Raw genomic sequence first — 19,081 nt, 5'->3', positions numbered from 1 at the left:
ATGAAACTAGCCAAATACCTAGCGCTAACCCTGATCGCTGCCTTTTCGTTTACCAATATACAGGCACAGGAAGACGACCCTATACTTTTGTATAGCCCCGCTTCGCAAAATCTATTGAAGTTCAATAGGTTTTTGATCAACCCCACCTTCTCCACCGTGCAGGAAGACAAGTCGTACATCAACCTATTGCACCGAAACCAATCGGTACAATTCAAGGACAACGACCAAACTTACTTCCTGAGCTACAGTGGTAGGATCGGTGACCGAAGCGGTCTGGGTCTAAGCCTATATACCCAATCGATAGGGCCGGTTTCGAACATAGGTGTTCTGGCAAACTACGCCTACGGCGTCAAACTTAGCGAAAAAAGTAACTTTACCTTTGGTGGCAACCTCGCCTATTACAGCACGGGCCTCGATCGCAACAGCGTCGACGTCATTGACACCGAAGATTATAGACTGAACGGTACAGAAGATAGCAACGTACTTTCGTTTCAACCCGGTTTCAACATTTCTTACGGCAATTTCGATTTTGGGGTCTTTGCCGAAAATCTTTTTGATTACAATTTAAAGACCAGCGAATCGCTAACCGATTTCGCCGATAAGACCTATTCGGCCCACTTGCAGTATACCCACGCATTCGACAACGATTCAGGAATAATGGAAGGAAGCCGTCTAATGCCCTTGGCCCGCGTTCGCATGAACGGCCAAAACCGCTACGTTTCGGTTGACAGCGACGATTCACAGGACATTACCTTCGGCGGCAGCCTTATTCTCGACCTTCCCAAATTGGGCTGGCTCCAAGGCGGCTACGACAGTTTTTACGGTGCCTCGGCCGGTGCGGGTTTCAACATCAACAAAAGGTTGTCCCTGGGCTATACCATGGAAAAAGGTTTTACCACCGACTTGGAAGCCTTGGGTGTTACCCATGAAATTTCATTCGCCTATTCATTCACCCCCAACCTTACCGAAGACCGTGTAATGTTGGAAGAAGATTATGAGGATGAACTTGTAGAGAGCGAAGATTTGGACAAAAACGAACTCGCCACCAATGAAGAGATTGCCGAGCTTAAAAGAAAACTGGCCGAAAACGACGCCATTATCGAAGAGCTTATGTTCCGTCAAGACTCGATCGAGGCCAATCGCCAAAGGGACCTTGAACGACGGTTCAATATGGTCATGCGCATGGTGCGAAACGAAACGAAGGGAGAGCGTCCGGATCTAGAGGAGCAGGCCGAAAAAATGTTCCTCGGCAAACTCGAAAAACCCACCGTGGCCTCGAACGGTTCGGGTAAGGACACCTATATACCAAACGGTACCAATGGTGCGGAAAGCCAAGACAAGGCCTTGGCCACCACGGTTGAAACACCTCGGCCGACCATTGCCCAAGACAAGGTTCAAAACACTTCAAAACGTCCCGGGTCAGTAGGCCAAGACAAGGTAAAGAGCAGAAAGTTCAGAAACCTTGAAGGCGTACAAGACGGCTACTATGTCGTGGCCAACGTGTACAAGGGCGGAAAGTACATGGAGAAGTTCATCAACGATATGGATGCCAAGGGCTTTGCGACCGACTATATCGACAACCCTAAGAACGGACTTAAATACGTTTACCTAAAACGCTACGATACTTGGCAGGAAGCAGCCGATGCCCATGCCTCGAACATGAACGGTTCATACGACGGCGACCTCTGGATCATGAATGTGGACAACAAGTACACCAATGAGGCCTATGCCAGCAATGTGGACAAACTAAAGGAAAAATCAGCTAAATACGACAATAACGTTCTCCGTCAAAACGTAGTGGTAAAAGACCAAATAGCCACTAAGGAACTGACCTCGAAAACGTACAACATCGATGGTGTCGGATCGGGTTATTACATTATTGCCAATGTCTTTGCCAATCCAAAAAATGCCAATCGGTTTGTTAAGCTTTTAAACTCATACGGTTTAAGTGCCAGCTACTTTATCAACCCAGAGAACAACTGGAGATACGTATACCTCAAAAGGCACGAATCGTGGAACAATGCCCTAATATCATACTATAACCACCTCAATAACTCGTACGACGACAAAATGTGGATCATGCGGGTTAAACCAAACCAACTGGCTTAATGATACCTAATCTTATTAAAAAAATTATATCGGCTGGTATATTTTTACTATGCCTTACGGCCTTTTCGCAAGAATACAATTCCTTCGAGGTTCGTTACCAGACGAACATCAAGGGCGACCTCACCTTTATTTCAAACAATATTTTGAACAGGGATGGGGGAACCTCCTCTACGGAGCCCGAGGACCCATACAATAACCTAAGCACTGCATGGTGGAGCAGCAATACGGAAACCGGAGGTCGTTATAACTACAACGACAACAAGGACATGCAGTACATCGATGTAGATGGTGACCCCTCTACATTTAGCTCAAGTTCCGCCACTTTCGCCTTTCCGAATTCGGAGTGTAACCTTATCCGATACGCTGGCCTTTATTGGTCGGCCACCTACCCCAGTGCCACGGCGAATGGGCACCTAGACAGCAAGGCCAACACCGTTCCCGTAGGCCAAGGTCGACAGAACGATTTTAATCAGGTGCGCCTCAAGGTTCCCGGGGGAACCTACGTCGATATTACGGCCGACGAAGTATTGTTCGACGGCTTTACCAGCTCAGATCCCGACCTGCGAAACAACAGTCCGTACGCCTGTTATGCCGATGTTACCAGTCTCATTACCCCTTTGGCAGACCCAACGGGCGAATATACGGTGGCCAACATCAGGGCCACCACAGGCACCATGTATGGCGATGGGGGCTCCGCTGCCGGGTGGACCCTTGTAATCGTATACGAAAACCCGAATTTGACAGGAAAGCTCATCACCACCTTTGATGGGTTTGCGCGTGTTAGGAATACCGATAGGGTAGACATCAATTATACCGGTTTTAATACCATTCCCGTAGGTCCCGTAAAGGCAAACGTGGGAGCAGCGGCACTCGAAGGGGACTACAGACTTACGGGCGACCGGCTACGCATACGGGCGGCCAGCAGCGGTAGTTATACCACATTGAGCAACAGTGTCAATCCATCCAACAACTTTTTTAACAGTAACATTACCCTGAACGGTGCCTATACCACCAACAGAGACCCCAACAGCAACAATACCTTGGGCTACGATACCGACATTTTTTCGGTGAACAACCCGAGCAATTCGGTAATACCCAACAGCGAAACTTCCGCCACCCTCAGGTTCGAGACCAACGGAGACCAGTATTACCCCTTCTTCAACTCTTTCAATATTGAAATCATCGAGCCGGAGATCGTTCTCGAAAAACGGGTCGAGAACATTGACGGTGTCGATATTACGGGGCAGGGTGTCAACCTGGGGCAGATACTGGATTACGTACTAACCTTTCAAAATACGGGTAACGACAACGCGGTAAACTATACGATTCGCGATGTTTTACCCATAAACGTAAGCTTGGACGAGGCGAACATCTCCATGCCGTCCGGAACGACATACACCTACAACCCGGCCACCAGGGAAGTGGTCTTTAGCATACCGAACCAATACGTAGAAGTCGGCGCCACCGAACACAAAATACGCATGCGGGTAAAAGTGGCCGAAAACTGTTTTGATTTTATCGATGCCTGTACCGATCTGATCGAAAACCTAGCGTATTCGACCTACCGCGGTGAAATCAACAACAACGAAATCACCGACGACCCCAGTGTATCCGACTTTGACGATTGTGGTTTTGTAACCCCCGGAGCCACCAACTTTTTGTTGGACGATCTTTCCGATTGTAATTTTAACCGTACCGTACAACTCTGTGGGGTAGACGTAACCCTCGATGCCGGTGATAACTTCGACGATTATATTTGGGTACGCGACGATAACGAAAACGGACAAATAGACCCATCGGACACCGTACTCGACGACGGAGATCCCGACGCTGACCCGAGTACCCTGGTCGTCTCGGAAATAGGAACCTACATCGTCGACAAAATCGTTGCGGATCCCTGTAAGGGCTTTAAGGAAATTATCGTTGTCGAACGTTACGGCACTACCCAAACCAACCCTATAGTTGACTATTTCAACGACCTGAATTCCGATAGCGACCCCACCAACGACATACAGGGGGAAATTGCCCAATGTAGTGTCGATGGCGACCTATTGCCCATAATAGACTTGTGCGGATCCAACGCCTCACAACTGCTTCAGGTCAATATTACCGATGCCATAAGCCTGTCTTGGGAACGTTTGGACGAGGGAAGCTGCCTTGACGCCCCCGACGGTTGCGCCAACAAAAACCTCTCTTGTACCTGGACCCCCGTCGAGAGCGGCAATGACTTTAACGTAAGCCAAGCTGGAAAATACCGGTTGGTCGTTAACTATCAATATGGATGTTTTAGCCGGTTCTATTTCGACGTCTATCAAAACGTCCTCGATTTTGACGTCGACACCCGGGACATCATCTGTAGTACGGACGGGAACATTACCGTTACCGGCCTAGGGGCCAATTACGGTTATCAATTGGTAAACGTGGCCGACAATACCATTGTCGTTCCCTTCAGCGCCAATAACGGCCCTAGTTTTGATATTTCCACCAATGGTGCCTACCGCGTTGATATCACCCAATTGGACGGTTCGGGCAACCCGATACCGAATGCCTGTATTTTCAGTACCTCGGATATCGGTATCCGCGATCGCGACTTTCAGGTCGATATCGAAACCACTTCGGCCAATTGTAACGAACAGGGTTCCATTAAAATCGACGTACTTAATGTTGAGCCCAACTATACCTACGTATTGAGAAGGGACGACGGTACCCTGATCGACGATGAAACGGCACAGACCAGCAACACCCACACCTTCAATGTAAGCGAAGGCGATTATACGATCGAGGTTTCGACCGAAGATGGTTGTTTCCATACCGAAGACGTAAGGGTCGACCGCATACCCGACCCTACGGTAACCGCCCTGACCATCAGCGATATCGGCTGTACGGCGGGAGTTATCCAATTGACGGGAAGCAACGGGTTCCCCAACCCCGACTATTCCTATGCTATTTGGAGCAGGAACGGAACCGATCTCTACCCGGACGTGGCCTCCATACCGGGCGATGCCTATGAAACCGACCCCAATTTCACTTTTGGTTGGAGGGATACCGATGCCGACGGTGTCGATGAGTACTTTCCCGGAGAAGACGGCACCTATTCCTTTGTTATCATCGACGCCAACAACTGTTACGCCTTTTCGAACGAAGTCACCATCAACGACAATGGTGCGATGACCATTGATTCCATTACCGAAACGCAACCTTCGTGTAGCGGCGATGCCGACGGTTCGATCACCATCGTTTATAGTGGTGGCGTGGCCCCCTACCAATTCAGTATCGACGACGGGGCCACCTACCAGTCGACCCCTACTTTCGTCAATTTATCGGCCGGCTCCTATGCCATCCGTGTACTCGATAGTTCGGGATGTGAACTTACACAGACCTACCTGCTCAACGAGCCTTTTCCCTTAAGTGCCTCGGCAGGGGTATCCCGTGACGCGACCTGTGACCCCAACGGGGCCGAGGTTCGCGTAACCAACGTAGTAGGCGGCAACCCCCCGTACCAATACAGTTTTGACGGTGGGGCAAGTTATGGTGCCTCGAGCACTGCCGTGCTTCCTCCGGGAGACTATACCGTGGTCGTAACCGACGGTTCATGCGAGTATCCCATGAACGTAACCGTGGAAGAAGAGCCCGAAGAGCCCCAGGTTACCTTGACCCCCGAGGTAAGCTATGGATGCGACGGTACGGCAACCATAACGGCAACGCCAGATATCGCCACCTACAACTATACCTATGCCCTGGACGGGGTTCCCAACTCCCCCGACCCCACGAGCAACGTCTTTGTTAACGTTCCTCCCGGCACCTATACCGTAAGTACGAATTACTCGTCGCAAACACCGCCGACCCCCAGTATATTGCTCATAGAAGACTTCGGAAGCGGACCCACCATCCCCAGTCCGAATACCAATGGCTACACTTACGAAGATCAAACCCCCAACCCTCCGGGTGATGCCAACAGCAATATCAATGATTTTGAGTACTCCGTAACCAGTGAAATTGTCGCTCCGTTCGGTACCTGGATCAACCCTATCGACCATACTTCCGGAACCAGAACCGGACAGGGACGCTATTTGGTCATGAACGTAGGTACGCCTTCGCCGGACCAGATTATCTATTCCAAGGAAATAAACGACATTATTCCCAACCAGGATATCAGTGTAACCCTGTATATCATGAACCTTTTGCGCCAGGGTACAAGCGGTCTCGACCCCAACCTGACCATTGAAATTCGGGAACCGGGAACGGGCACCGTAGTGCGCTCGATCACCACGGGTACAATTGCCAAAAATACAGGGGAAAACGATTGGGTCGAATTTACGGCCGAACTCAACCCCGGAAGCAACACGACACTCGATTTTGTAATCCGTTCCGAAATTCCCGGAAACGGGGGCAACGACTTTGCCTTGGACGACATTGTTATCCACCAGGTGCCCGAAGTCTGTGAACAAACGGTCGAAACCCCGGTCACCGTAGTTGCCGGCAAGGTATTTACCGCCAGCATCACAGGCTCCACCAATGCATCCTGTAATGGGGCAACCGATGCCAGTATTACGTTCGAAGTGGAAAATTTCAATGCCGCCGCAGGATTCGAATACTCCATCAACGGAGGTGCCTTCGTGGCCGCAACCACTTCCCCGGTAACGACCACTGCCCCATTGGGTGCCGGTTCCTATACGATTGAGCTCCGAAAAGCCGATGAGACCACTTGTTCGACCACGTTGACCCATACCCTTTCGGAACCAACCGCCGTCGTGGTTAGCGCGAACGTCACCACCGAACTTACCTGTACCAATGGCGGGGCCACCATCACGGCAAGCGCCACAGGGGGTACGCCTACCTATGAATACCAATTGGAGGATGGACTGGGCAATGTTGTCGGAAGCTATGACTTCGCAAGCAACGGTAACAATACCGTTTTCCCCAATCTTCCGGCCGGCGATTACATCGTCCGCGTTAGGGATGCCAATACGTGTGAAGATGCCCTTGATGCAGCCCTTAGCGTTGCACCGACAAACCCGATTACCTTCGATGTGACCCCTACAATTTGTTATACGGGCGGAAATACGGCTTCCATTCAAGTAGACGTAACCGATGGGAACGGCAATTATACCTTCAGTATCAACGGAAACCCATGGGTCATTCCGAGCCCTGCGAACAGCACGACACATACGTTCCAAGGGCTATCAAACGGAACATACACGATCAACGTGCAAGATGGATTGGGCTGTACGGGAACGCTACAGACCCTTACTATCGACCCACAATTGACCGTTAGTGCCACGGCGCCAAGAATTACCGCCTGTGCTTCGGATACCGACATCACCATTTCAGCTGCTGGTGGTGACAACAACTACGTTTATGCCGTAGTGGACCACGGTACCGCCGTGACCGACGGCGACTTCAATACAAACACTACCGTAACGGTTTCTGTCGCCGGCGATTACGATGTATACGCACGCGACAACGGGGGCACCCCAGACTACTGCCAGGCCATGTATACCCTGACCGTAACCAAGGACGACCCTATTGCCATAACCGCAACACCCACGGCGGTAAGCTGTTTCGGAAGTTCGGACGGAGCCATTTCAATTAACGTTGATTCGGGCGGAAACGCTCCCTTTATGTACAGTATCGACAACGGTGTCACTTATGTAACCGGAAACAGCTTCCCGAACCTATCGGCAGGAACCTATCCCGTTCGTGTCAGGGACGCCAGCAATTGCGAAACCGTAGCCCAGGATGTAATCGTTACCGAACCGGCCCAATTGGTCGCAGAAGCCGCTATTACACAAAACTATACCTGTCTTGCCGATGGAGAGATCACCGTTGGAAGCATCACCCCAACATCAGGTGGTTCAGGAAATTATCAATACAGCATCAATGGAGGCGCTTGGACGGCCTCTACCACGGGCGGACATACCTTTACCGGTCTAAGCGACGGAACGCACAGTATTCGCGTTAGGGACGCCAACGCTACCTCCTGCGAGATTACCTTGGCCGACATTATAATTGCCCCCCTACCGGCCGAACCTACGCTTACCACTTCCGTGGCATACAACTGCGATGGAACCGGAAACATAACTGTTCTTCCAAACGATGCCTCATACACTTACAGCATCGATGGGGGTTCCCCACAAACGGGCAACCTCTTTAACGCTGTCGCCACAGGAAACCACACCATTACGGTCAATTATGGCAGTGATTGTACGGTCGACACCACCGTAATCGTAGAGGATGGCCATGCCTTTGAAGCCAATATTACCGCTTTTGAAAACCTCGATTGTAACGGCGACAACTCGGGTACCATCACCATAGACGCCGACAACTACGGTGCAGGCGGATTCGAATACAGCTTGAACGGAGCGGCCTTTGTTGGTCCGTTTAGCGCACCGGAACAAATTACCGGTCTTGCCGCCCAAGCGCACAGTATTGTCGTAAGGGATGTAAACGACCCCGTTGCAGGCTGTACCGTTACCTTGAACCAAACCTTGACGCAGCCCGATGTCGTTGAGGCCTTCGCCAACATTACGGAAGTCTTTACCTGTAACAACACCGGTGCTACCATTACGGCCAGTGCCATAGGGGGTACGCCCACCTATGAATACCAGTTGGAGGACGACCTGGGCACCGTTATAGGAACCTATGATTTCGCTACCAACGGAAACAACGCCGTTTTCCCGAACATTCCCGCAGGGGACTATATCGTACGTGTCAGGGACCAAAACAACTGTAGTGATGCCATCGATGCCCCGATTACCGTAACCGCTCCCGCAGTACCGACTTTTGACGCGACTCCTACGCCTTGCTATTCCGGTACCAACGATGCTTCCATTCAGGTTGATGTTACCGATGGAAACGGCGGATATACCTTCAGTATCAACGGCGGACCCTTTGTGGCACCTACGCCAAGTACCGCTATTACGTACACTTTTAACAATTTATCGAATGGCACCTACACCATAGACGTTAGGGACGCCTATGGATGTACAGCCGTACAACAAAGCATTACAATAGACCCACAGCTTGTAGTATCTGTTGATGTTGTTGCTATCAATTCGTGTAACGACGGATCGATAACGGTCAACGCCACAGGTGGAAACGGAACTTTGGTGTATGCCATTGTACCGGCAGATACAAGCCCATCAGGACTTTATACCACAACCAATACCTTGACCGTAACCAATGCCATGGCGACCGCCAATCCGGCCGGTTATGATGTCTATGTACTGGATAACAATGGAGCATCGCCCTCTTGTTCCTTTGTTCAGGAAGATATTATATTCACTCCCGCCACTCCTTTATCGGTAAGCGGTACGGCCACCGACCCCGAATGTTTTGACGGGCTCGGCTCCGTAGATGCGACCATTACCGGCGGTACGGCCCCGTTCACCTATCAACTGGTAGATCTATCCCCAGCGGATGGTATCGATTATGGCAATACGAGTACAAACGTATTTACCCCTTCGCTGACCTTTAACGGTATCGGGGTGGGAGACTACGAAATAAACATTACCGATGTTAATGGTTGTACCGTTACCTCAACAACGGTAACGATCAACAATGCCGTTGAGATTACGGCCGACATCATCCCTATATTGCCGGCGGCATGTAATGACCCTGACGCCAACGAATATGGTTTCCAGTTTGACAATGTCACCGCTCCGGCCGGGGGAACCATAGAATATAGCGATGATGGCGGTGCCTCTTGGCAACTTTCCAATGAATTAAGAGGTAGTGTTTCAGGTACCGAGGTCTACCCTTCCATTCGGGTGACCCTACCAAGTGGTACGGTTTGTCAAAGAGATTTTGACCGATATACCATTCCTTATCCCTTGGATGACCTGGATATAACCTTGGCGGCCGTGGTTGTCAATTGTAACGACCTTCAGGTTCGTGTATTGGGTAGCGAAGGAAACCCGATTCCGGGCTACGAGTACACCTATAGCGACGATCCGGCGAATTTTGACCCTGCCACTGCTATTTGGACCGCCCCAATACCGGCCGGAACGCCCCATATTTTCCAAAATATCGATGCTACCACACCACAAACACCAGGCTTGCCCCTTTTGGTTCCCGGTAGAACCTATGTCTTTTACGTTAGGGACGGTGCGGGCTGTGTGCGCCAGAGCAATGAAAATGTGAATGAATTGCCAGGTGTCAATCTGCCTATAGAGATTACTACGGATATTGTACCTACCTGTTCCGGTTCATCGACAGGTGAAATAACATTCCACATTAATCCAAATACCGCCCACCCATTTATGCGGTATGAAATCTATGAGCTAGGTAATTCAACACCCATAGATATCAGCGGACCCGGTCCCTCTGCCAGCAACGTTCCCTACAACGATGAAATTACGGTTTCAGGTCTTGGTGAAGGGGAATACTATATCCGATTGGTTCAGGTGGATGCATCAAATGCAGATGCCTGTATCGGCGGTGGCGAGAACGCACTCTTGGAAGAATTGGATGCCATCAACGCTACACCGACGGTTACCCGCGATATTTCCTGTAACCTTCCAGGGTTGATTACCATTACCGATGTTACCGGTGGTGGCGGAGCCCCGTACACCTACGATGTAACAGGTCCTGGCGGATTTACCCCCTTGACGGGAACCACTTCGAATCCTATTGAAATTCCTGTGAATTCACCAGCAGGAAGCTATACCGTTACACTTTATGATCAATACAATTGTTCCGTAACCTTGGCCCCGGTTCATCTCGACCTATCGCCGAACCCGACCATAGACTCGGTTACCCAAGACAACTGTAGCGCGCCTATCGACCTTACCGTGGTAGGCAGTTCGGCCGCAGGAAACATCCGGTACGCCATTGTTCCGGCCGGAGACCCCGCCCCGACGACCTATTTGGACAATGCCGGCCTGTTTGAAAATGTAGCCCCGGGATCATATGATATTTACATTATGGACGGCAATGGCTGTACCAACTCACAATTGGGTTATGTGGTCAACCCCGTACTTTCGGCCAAGGCCGAGCTGACCAAGGTATTGGATTGTACCGGATCGCCCGATGCGGTTATCACCATCGAAGTATTGGATGGTTCAGGAAGTTATGAATACTCGATTACCAACACGGCCGGTGTACCGGCAGTCGCCCAGACGGCCATCCCGGGTAATCCGTTCGATTACCAGGCACCGGCGGCAGGAGATTATACAATAACCATCTATGATACCAATACCCCGAACAGTGCAGCGTGTAACAGGGAATTCGTTGTCAATGTCCCGGATAGGATAGTACCCGTGATCAATACCGTTACAGCAACCGATGTTACGTGTTTGGGCGCTACGGATGGCACCATTACGATCTCGGCGGTTGACCATGGTACCGGTCCGTATACCTTTGAAATTACCTCCTTCGACGGTACTCCCGTAAGTATCGCGCCATTCAGTACGACAGATACTTCGGCCACCTTCACCGCGCTTGCGCCAACGACTACGCCTAACGGCTATTTGGTTACCGTTAGGGGCGATGTGGCCACGAACAACTGTACGACCGTTAGCAGCCCAATTACCATCGCCGAGCCTGCCGCCATCAACGTAACATTGGATCCGGTAGTAGAGTTTGGCTGTACCACGGCCAACAACCAGAACGATGCCAGCATTTCCGTGGCAAACGTTACCGGTGGTTCAACCACATATGTCCGTTACGAATTCATTAAAAACGACAATCCGGCCACTGCTGTGGTAGAACCCGATGTTGTGGTTCAGGACGGCTCCAACGATACTTATATCGAAACCGACCTTTTAGGCGGCGCATATACCATCAACGTATATGACGACAAGGGCTGTGTAGGCACCACTACGGCCATAATAGCGCCTTTTGTAGCCATAAGCAATCCTACGGTAAGCATTGATACCGATGTAAGCTGTAACCCCGGTGATGATGCCGTGGTTACCATAGGGGTAGATGTAACGCCTCCTTCAGGAAGTCCAACACTCGAATATTCCGTAGTAGGTACCGATAATGCCTATAGCCAACTTGGTCAAGCTTCCAATTCCTTTAGCGGAATAGGAGTAGGAAACTATGAAGTAACCGTTACCAATACCGTTACCGGTTGTTTTGTTCAGACTACCTTTGAAATTGAAGATCCAAATACCTTTGAAATCGATGCTACGACGGTCGATGTGGTTTGTCACGGGACAGATGGTTCCGTTAGCTTTACCATAAGCGATAGCACCAAGCCCTATGGCGGCGGTTTCACATGGCAAATTTATAATTCACAAGGTACGGTCGACCCCAGCGATGATACCCTCATTGTAGGTGCGACCGGAACCTCGACCGATGCAGGTCCCACAACACCTTTCGCCATCGGCGCGGGCGAATACCGCGTAGAGGTAACCCAAGACAGCAACCCGTCTTGTGTCGCTTCCGAAATGTTCACAATTGCAGGTCCTAGCGACCCGATCAGCGCAAACAGGGTATTTACCGATATCACTTGCGCACCCGGAAACAACGGAACCATAGAGGTCACCAACGTTACCGGGGGATGGGGCGGTTATTCGTACCTGATTTTCGATACGGCCGGTCCGGTTGTCGATACCACCGACCCTGCCAATTACGGACCAAATCCGAAAGCGGAAAACCTAATCGCGGCAACCTACCAAGTTTGGGTTATGGATTCAAGGGGATGTGCACATCAATTGCCCGATGTTACGCTTAACGACCCAACACCGATTACGGCAGACTTAAGGATAAACCAACCGAATTGTACCGATTTGGAAGGAGAAATCGAGGTTATCAATGTACTTAACGGACAGGGTAGCAACTATAGTTATCAGCTCCAGGTGTTCAATACGGTAACTTCGGCCTTCGAAGACCTGAGACCGATACAGACTTCTCCTATATTTGGTGGTCTGGGTGCGGGCGAATACCAAGTGATCGTTAGTGACCAATGGGGCTGTAGTAGCGCCACAAGCGCAAGCATTGACCTACATGAGCCTATCTCGCCATTTGCCACGGTGGTCAAGACCATAGATTGCTCCGTTACCGATCCGGGCGGTCAGATCACGATTAGCCAAACGGGAGGTTCGGGCAACTTTAGATACGATGTTCAATACCCATCATCGGCCCCTGCTACCGTAGATGATAGTAACCTTACTGGAATCTTTACAGGTCTGACCCAAGTTGGTGACTACGTGTTTACGATTACCGATTTAGATGCCGATCATAGCTGTAGCACGACCCTAACCCAAAGATTGGAACCAGCGGTAATACCTGTAATAGGCGTAGATTCATCTACCAATGTAAGCTGTAACGGCGCAGATGACGGTACAATTTCCGTTAGTGTTACCGACAATGGAGTAGGCCCCTATACCTTTACCATCACGGCGGGACCCGGAAGTACGGCAACATTCCCAATATCCCCTACTTCCTCTACCACGACCTCCGCTTTCTTTGATGGACTCGAAGGTTCTACAACCGGAATAACCTATACCATTGAAGCCCGTGGTGACAACAATTGCGCAATAACCACCGATGTTACCATTACCGAACGGGAAGCTATTACCGTAGATCCCATCAGCATTGTTCAGTATGGATGTACGGACGGCAACAACGGAAACAATGCCAGCGTATCGTTTACCAATGCATCGGGAGGTACGGGTACTTATGTGAGATATGTATTCGTACGTGACGGAAGCGTTGTTCAAGACGGTGCCAACACTACCTATTTTGAAACCGACGGCTTAGGCGGTTCGTATGAAATAAGGGTATATGACGATGCGGGATGTTCGGCCATTTCCACCGCGAATACCGTATTGCCTTTTGTAGAAATCAGCGATGCGATCGTAACAACTACCCAAGAAGCTGCCTGTTCCCCATTGGACAACGGGGAAATTGAGGTCGGGGTGACCGTTAGCCCAGCTACGGCAACACCGAACTTGGAGTATACCGTAACCGGAATAAATGTGGTCTACAATCAGACGATCACATCTACCAACAATCCCGAAACCTTTACAGGATTGGAAGTAGGCAACTACAGGGTAACGATCACCAATTTGGATACAGGCTGTGTTATCGAAACCGTACACACCATAGAGGACCCGGATGTAATTGAAGTTTTGGCCACAAAATTGACGGACGAAGAGTGTTTGAACGACGGTGTGGACGACGGTAGCTTCAGTGTAGCCATCAACAACTATACGGGCCCGTATAACTATCAGGTATATGACATCAACGATAACCCGGTACCCGGGGCCGCATTCAGCGGAACCGGAAATACCGGTACACCCTTGGTCATATCAAACCTTCCTGGAGGAAGTTATTATGTGCGGATTACCGAAACCAGTGCGCCTTTGTGCGACGACGATTCCAATATCATCACCGTATTGGCGCCAAGTGACCCGATTACGGCCGCCATCACCGAGGAATCGAACGTAAGCTGTTCCAACGACCAGGGAAGTATCTTGGTCGATCCGACCGGAGGGGAGGGACCCTATACCATTCGTCTCGAAAACACCACCACCTCGCAGGTGTATACCGAGACCAATGTTGAGGCCTTCCTGTTCCAAAATTTATCCGCGGGAGACTTCCATGTGACCGTTACGGATGCCTTTGGATGCGTACTGTCCGACAATATTACCCTAATTAGGCCAGACGATATCGTAGCCAGTATTTCGGCAACCTCATTGTCTTGTTTCAATGACAATACGGCAAGCGTGAGCGCCACGGTAGATCCAAGGAACATAACACCGGTTTACCAGTATCGATTAAATGTGTACGACGATCTCTTGGGAAGCAACCTGTTGAGCACATCCGTGGCCCAGGCCAGCCCGACGTTCAATGGTTTGGCCGCCGGTTTCTACAGCATTACGGTAACCGACGAGGTCAACTGTTCCGATGAGACCTTGATCGTTGAAATCGCCAATCCTACCGAGGTACAGGCCCAATTGATCAGAACAAGTCCGTTGACCTGTGCTACAGGCGTTGAATTCGAGTTGAGCGCCACCGGAGGAAGCGGAACCTACGAATACAGTACCGACAATGTCAATTGGACTGCCATGCCCGGAAACAGTGTTAACCTGCCCCTCAGCGGTATGTTGTCCGCCGGTACCTATCGCTACTACGTCAGGGATGCGGTCAACCTTTGTACCGCCGTACAATCGAATTCGATCGAAGAGGATATGATCGATCCCTTGACCTTGACCGTAGACACCAGCGCCGCCTTTATCAACTGTAATGGTGACAACACCGCCATAATCTATGCCGATGCGGAAGGCGGACTCGGAAATTACCAATACGAATTGTATACCGACGCCTCATTAAGTGCCGCATCGCGAATTGCAGGACCCCAGCCGCTCGGCCAGTTCGATGGGCTCACGGCAGGTACCTACTACGTAAATGTGGTAAGCGAAGACTGTACGGCCCCTGCAGAAGAAGTCGTTATTACCGAACCAACGGTCTTATCGGTAGTTGACGCCAATGACTTTACCAACATAAGCTGTTTCGGCGCGGAAGACGGCAGCATTACGGTAGAACTAAGCGGTGGGGTAGCCCCATATCAATACGCCATTTCACCGAACCTTAACCGGTTTGACGACGAAAACACCTTTGATGGGCTGGCACCGGGCGACTACACCATTATCGCCCAAGACAGCAACGGTTGTTTCATAGAACTGGAATATACCATTACGGCACCGGCCCCCTTGGAGGTTTCCGCCCTGGCCCTACCCGAAATTTGCGAAGGCGAGGAAAACGGTTCCATCGAATTGACCATAACGGGAGGTACGGCGCCATACAGTACACGATTGGCCACCGAAACGGATTACGTACAGGACAGGGATACCATTACGGGCTTGGCCGCAGGCGATTACATCGTCTTCATCAAAGACGACCAAGGGTGTGAAGAAAATGTCTTTGTTACCGTGGATCCGGGTGTCAACCTCGGTGCTACCATAGAGCCTGTTTATGGCTGTAACGGACAGATACCGAACAACTATGTCAATATAACCCTCGACGATCCCGCCATGGCGGAACAGGTAATCTATGGCCTGGATACGGTCGATCCCGCCGAAATGCAGCTCAGTCCGTATTTCAGGGATATTGCCGCAGGAAATCATTTCATCGCCATTTTCCATGAAAACGGATGTATAAGTACCCATGATTTTGCCATAGAACACTTTGATCCCTTGACCATTACGGTGGAACAAAGCAACATCAACGAGATAACCGCGACGGTATCGGGTGGCAAGGAAGCGTACACGATCTATTTCGGCGATGTCAACAATGGATCCGACAACACCTTCTACATCAACAGAACGGACACCTATGTGGTAACCGTGGTCGATGCGAACGGTTGTGAGGCTTCCGCCAGCATTTACATGGAGTTCATCGACATCGACATACCTAATTTCTTTACCCCCAATGGCGACGGTGAGAACGATTTCTGGAAACCTAAAAACGATGAAGGCTTCCCCGAGATACTAACCCTAATTTTTGATCGTTATGGTAGGGAGGTGTACCGAATGGGTGCCGGAGATCGTGGTTGGGACGGACTTTACAAACAAAAAGAATTACCAACGGGCGACTACTGGTATATCATTAAACTTCAAGGAGAGAATGATGATCGGGAGTTTGTCGGACACTTTACCCTATATCGATAAAAAACTTAACCTAACTGAACCATGCGTAAATTTATATGGACCATGCTGCTCTTCTCGGGTGTCATTGCCACCCGGGCCCAAGAGTTAAACTCGCCCCAGCTTTCACAGTATTTGGCAGACAACCCCTTTGTTTTGTCCCCTGTGTATGCGGGTATTGGTGATCACGTAAAAATTAGGCTCAATGGTCTTGCACAATGGGTAGGTATTAAAGATGCTCCCCAAACACAATCGCTGGCCGCTGATATGCGCCTGGGCGAAAAATCGGGTTTGGGCGTGTTTTTGTACAACGATAAAAACGGCTATACCAAACAACAAGGCGCGCGCGTATCCTTTGCCCACCATTTGACCTTGGACCGATACGACGACGAGTTTCTTTCCTTCGGCATCTCGTACAACTTTAACCAGTTTCGTATAGACATCGACGAGTTCGTAGATGCCAACCTTGATCCCGGGGTAATCAACAACAGGCAGACCTCCAACCATAACTTTGATGTGGGTGCCATGTACCGCTACGGCAAATTTTACCTCAGTGCGAATGCCTCGAACCTACTGAACAAGGATCCCAACAACTTTACCTTCGACGTAGACGAGCCCAATGAACTTAGAAACTACTATGTATATACCGGTTATCGATACCGAAAGAACAAAAACAGCGACCTTGAAATAGAGCCTTCGCTCTTATTTAAGATATTCGAGAGCGACGGACGTTCTGAAACCGACTTAAACCTAAAATTCAGGTGGTACGATTTTGAAGACTATTACTACGCCGGGGTCAACTACCGCTTCTTGAACGACCAAATCGGAAGCCCTTTGTACATAGCCCCCTTCGCCGGCCTTAAGAAAAGTAATTTCTACTTTGGATATTCGTACCAGATTATCCTTAACGAGATTATCACCTATAGTACCGGTACCCACGTGGTTACCATTGGTGTAGATCTCTTTCAAGGGCTTAGTAATTGCCGCTGCACCTATTAAAGCCCTAAGCCCATCCATTTTAATAGGGGCGCGCCTTGTCTCGATTGAACGGTTTGGCGTAAGTTTGCAAAAAATTCTTTTGTATTGGGAAAAGTAAAGGTGGAAAACATCCGGGCCTATGCCCACCATGGATGTTTAAAGGAAGAGACCGCCATTGGAAGCGAATACCGGGTAGATGTATCGGTAAATGCCGATATATCGAAAGCGGCCCTCTCCGATAGGTTGTCCGATACCGTAGACTATGTACACATCAACCGCATTGTCAAAGAGGAAATGGGCCTGCCCTCGAAACTGCTCGAACACGTAGGCCAAAGGATCATTAAACGTATATTCGACGAAATACCCATAGTCACGGCCGCAAAGGTCTGGGTATCCAAGATCAACCCGCCCATTGGTGGCGATGTTGAAAAGGTTACGGTGGTGATCAAAGAAAAAAGGATCCCTTAGGTTTTCCATTATCCAAGAAACGTTTACCTTTGCAGTCGCAAATGGCATCGTGGCCGAGTGGCTAGGCACAGCTCTGCAAAAGCTTGTACAGCGGTTCGAATCCGCTCGATGCCTCAAAAAAACCTCCAGCACCCTTGGTACCGGAGGTTTCTTTTTTTGTTCACGTAAAGGCCGCCTTCCTATCTTTTGAAATGGCCCAGTTCCATGCGTTCTATGCCTTCCTCTATATTAAATTTATCCTTCGGCAGAAACCCCTTTACGATCAGCACTACCCCACATATCATAAGAATTATGCCCAGGGCCCTCTTGACCATATATATCCGTTCGTGGGTCAATTTTCGCTTGAGTTGCTTGGCCAAAAGGATCTTCAATACATCCGTTGCGAAATAAGCGCCCAGCATTCCGGAGAAGAAAGTGACCAAGCGCTTGGGATCGTTGTCCAAGCTCGGCCCCACAACGATTATAACGCCCAGCCAAAATATAAGTACCCCTATGTTGATAAAGTTCAATAAGAAACCCTTTACCATAAGCCCCAGGTAATTCCGTTTACTGGCCTTTATCTTGGTAAGCAGCTGTTTCTTGGGTTTTTTAAAGAAGGTAATGATGCCGTAAACCAATAGGATGACGCCACCAAAGACATAGAGTCCGGGTTGGTTGCTAAGGTTTTCCAAGAGCTGGAAGCTACTGAAGTAGGCGATACCCAAAAAAATCATATCGGCCAGTATAACCCCGATATCAAAGGCCAATGCCGCCCTAAAGCCCCTGATCGCACTGGTTTCCAAAAGCACAAAAAAAACAGGCCCGATCATGAAGCTCAATAAAAAGCCCAAAGGTATCGCTGCCTGTATATCTTCGATCATTCGTACTTAATGAAGTATTTTTAGGTAAGGGACCGCATTCCCCTTTACCTTATTCAATTGCCAGGTTAC

The 19,081-nt window shown here is 49.9% G+C and carries 5 protein-coding genes and 1 tRNA gene; 5 read left to right on the top strand and 1 reads right to left on the bottom strand.

Going from position 1 to position 19,081, the window contains the following annotated elements:
• From BUB37_RS02160 to BUB37_RS02140, 5 genes are all read left to right on the top strand, one after another.
• On the top strand, nucleotides 1–2,109 hold the full coding sequence (locus BUB37_RS02160; protein ID WP_072987783.1) for a PorP/SprF family type IX secretion system membrane protein: 2,109 nt from the start codon (nucleotides 1–3) through the stop codon (nucleotides 2,107–2,109).
• Nucleotides 2,109–16,730 carry a T9SS type B sorting domain-containing protein gene (locus BUB37_RS02155; RefSeq protein WP_072987780.1) on the top strand — a complete coding sequence of 4,874 codons (14,622 nt, stop codon included), beginning with the start codon at nucleotides 2,109–2,111 and terminating at the stop codon, nucleotides 16,728–16,730. The genes BUB37_RS02160 and BUB37_RS02155 overlap by 1 nt, the downstream gene beginning before the upstream one ends.
• Nucleotides 16,731–16,751: 21 nt before the next feature.
• A complete protein-coding gene (locus BUB37_RS02150; RefSeq protein ID WP_072987777.1) occupies nucleotides 16,752–17,705 on the top strand; it encodes a PorP/SprF family type IX secretion system membrane protein in 954 nt (317 codons plus the stop codon).
• Between the two features lie 84 nt (nucleotides 17,706–17,789).
• A complete protein-coding gene (gene folB / locus BUB37_RS02145; protein ID WP_072987774.1) occupies nucleotides 17,790–18,152 on the top strand; it encodes a dihydroneopterin aldolase in 363 nt (120 codons plus the stop codon).
• A gap of 43 nt (nucleotides 18,153–18,195) precedes the next feature.
• A tRNA-Cys gene (locus BUB37_RS02140) sits at nucleotides 18,196–18,266 on the top strand.
• Between the two features lie 65 nt (nucleotides 18,267–18,331).
• Here the strand turns inward: BUB37_RS02140 and BUB37_RS02135 are convergent.
• Nucleotides 18,332–19,012 carry a LysE family translocator gene (locus BUB37_RS02135; protein ID WP_072987771.1) on the bottom strand — a complete coding sequence of 227 codons (681 nt, stop codon included), beginning with the start codon at nucleotides 19,010–19,012 and terminating at the stop codon, nucleotides 18,332–18,334.
• Between the last annotated feature and the right edge of the window lie 69 nt (nucleotides 19,013–19,081).

Source organism: Pseudozobellia thermophila, from assembly GCF_900141855.1.
GTDB lineage: Bacteria > Bacteroidota > Bacteroidia > Flavobacteriales > Flavobacteriaceae > Pseudozobellia > Pseudozobellia thermophila.
Note: the sequence above shows the minus strand (reverse complement) of the source record. Positions and strands in the feature narration are given on the sequence as shown.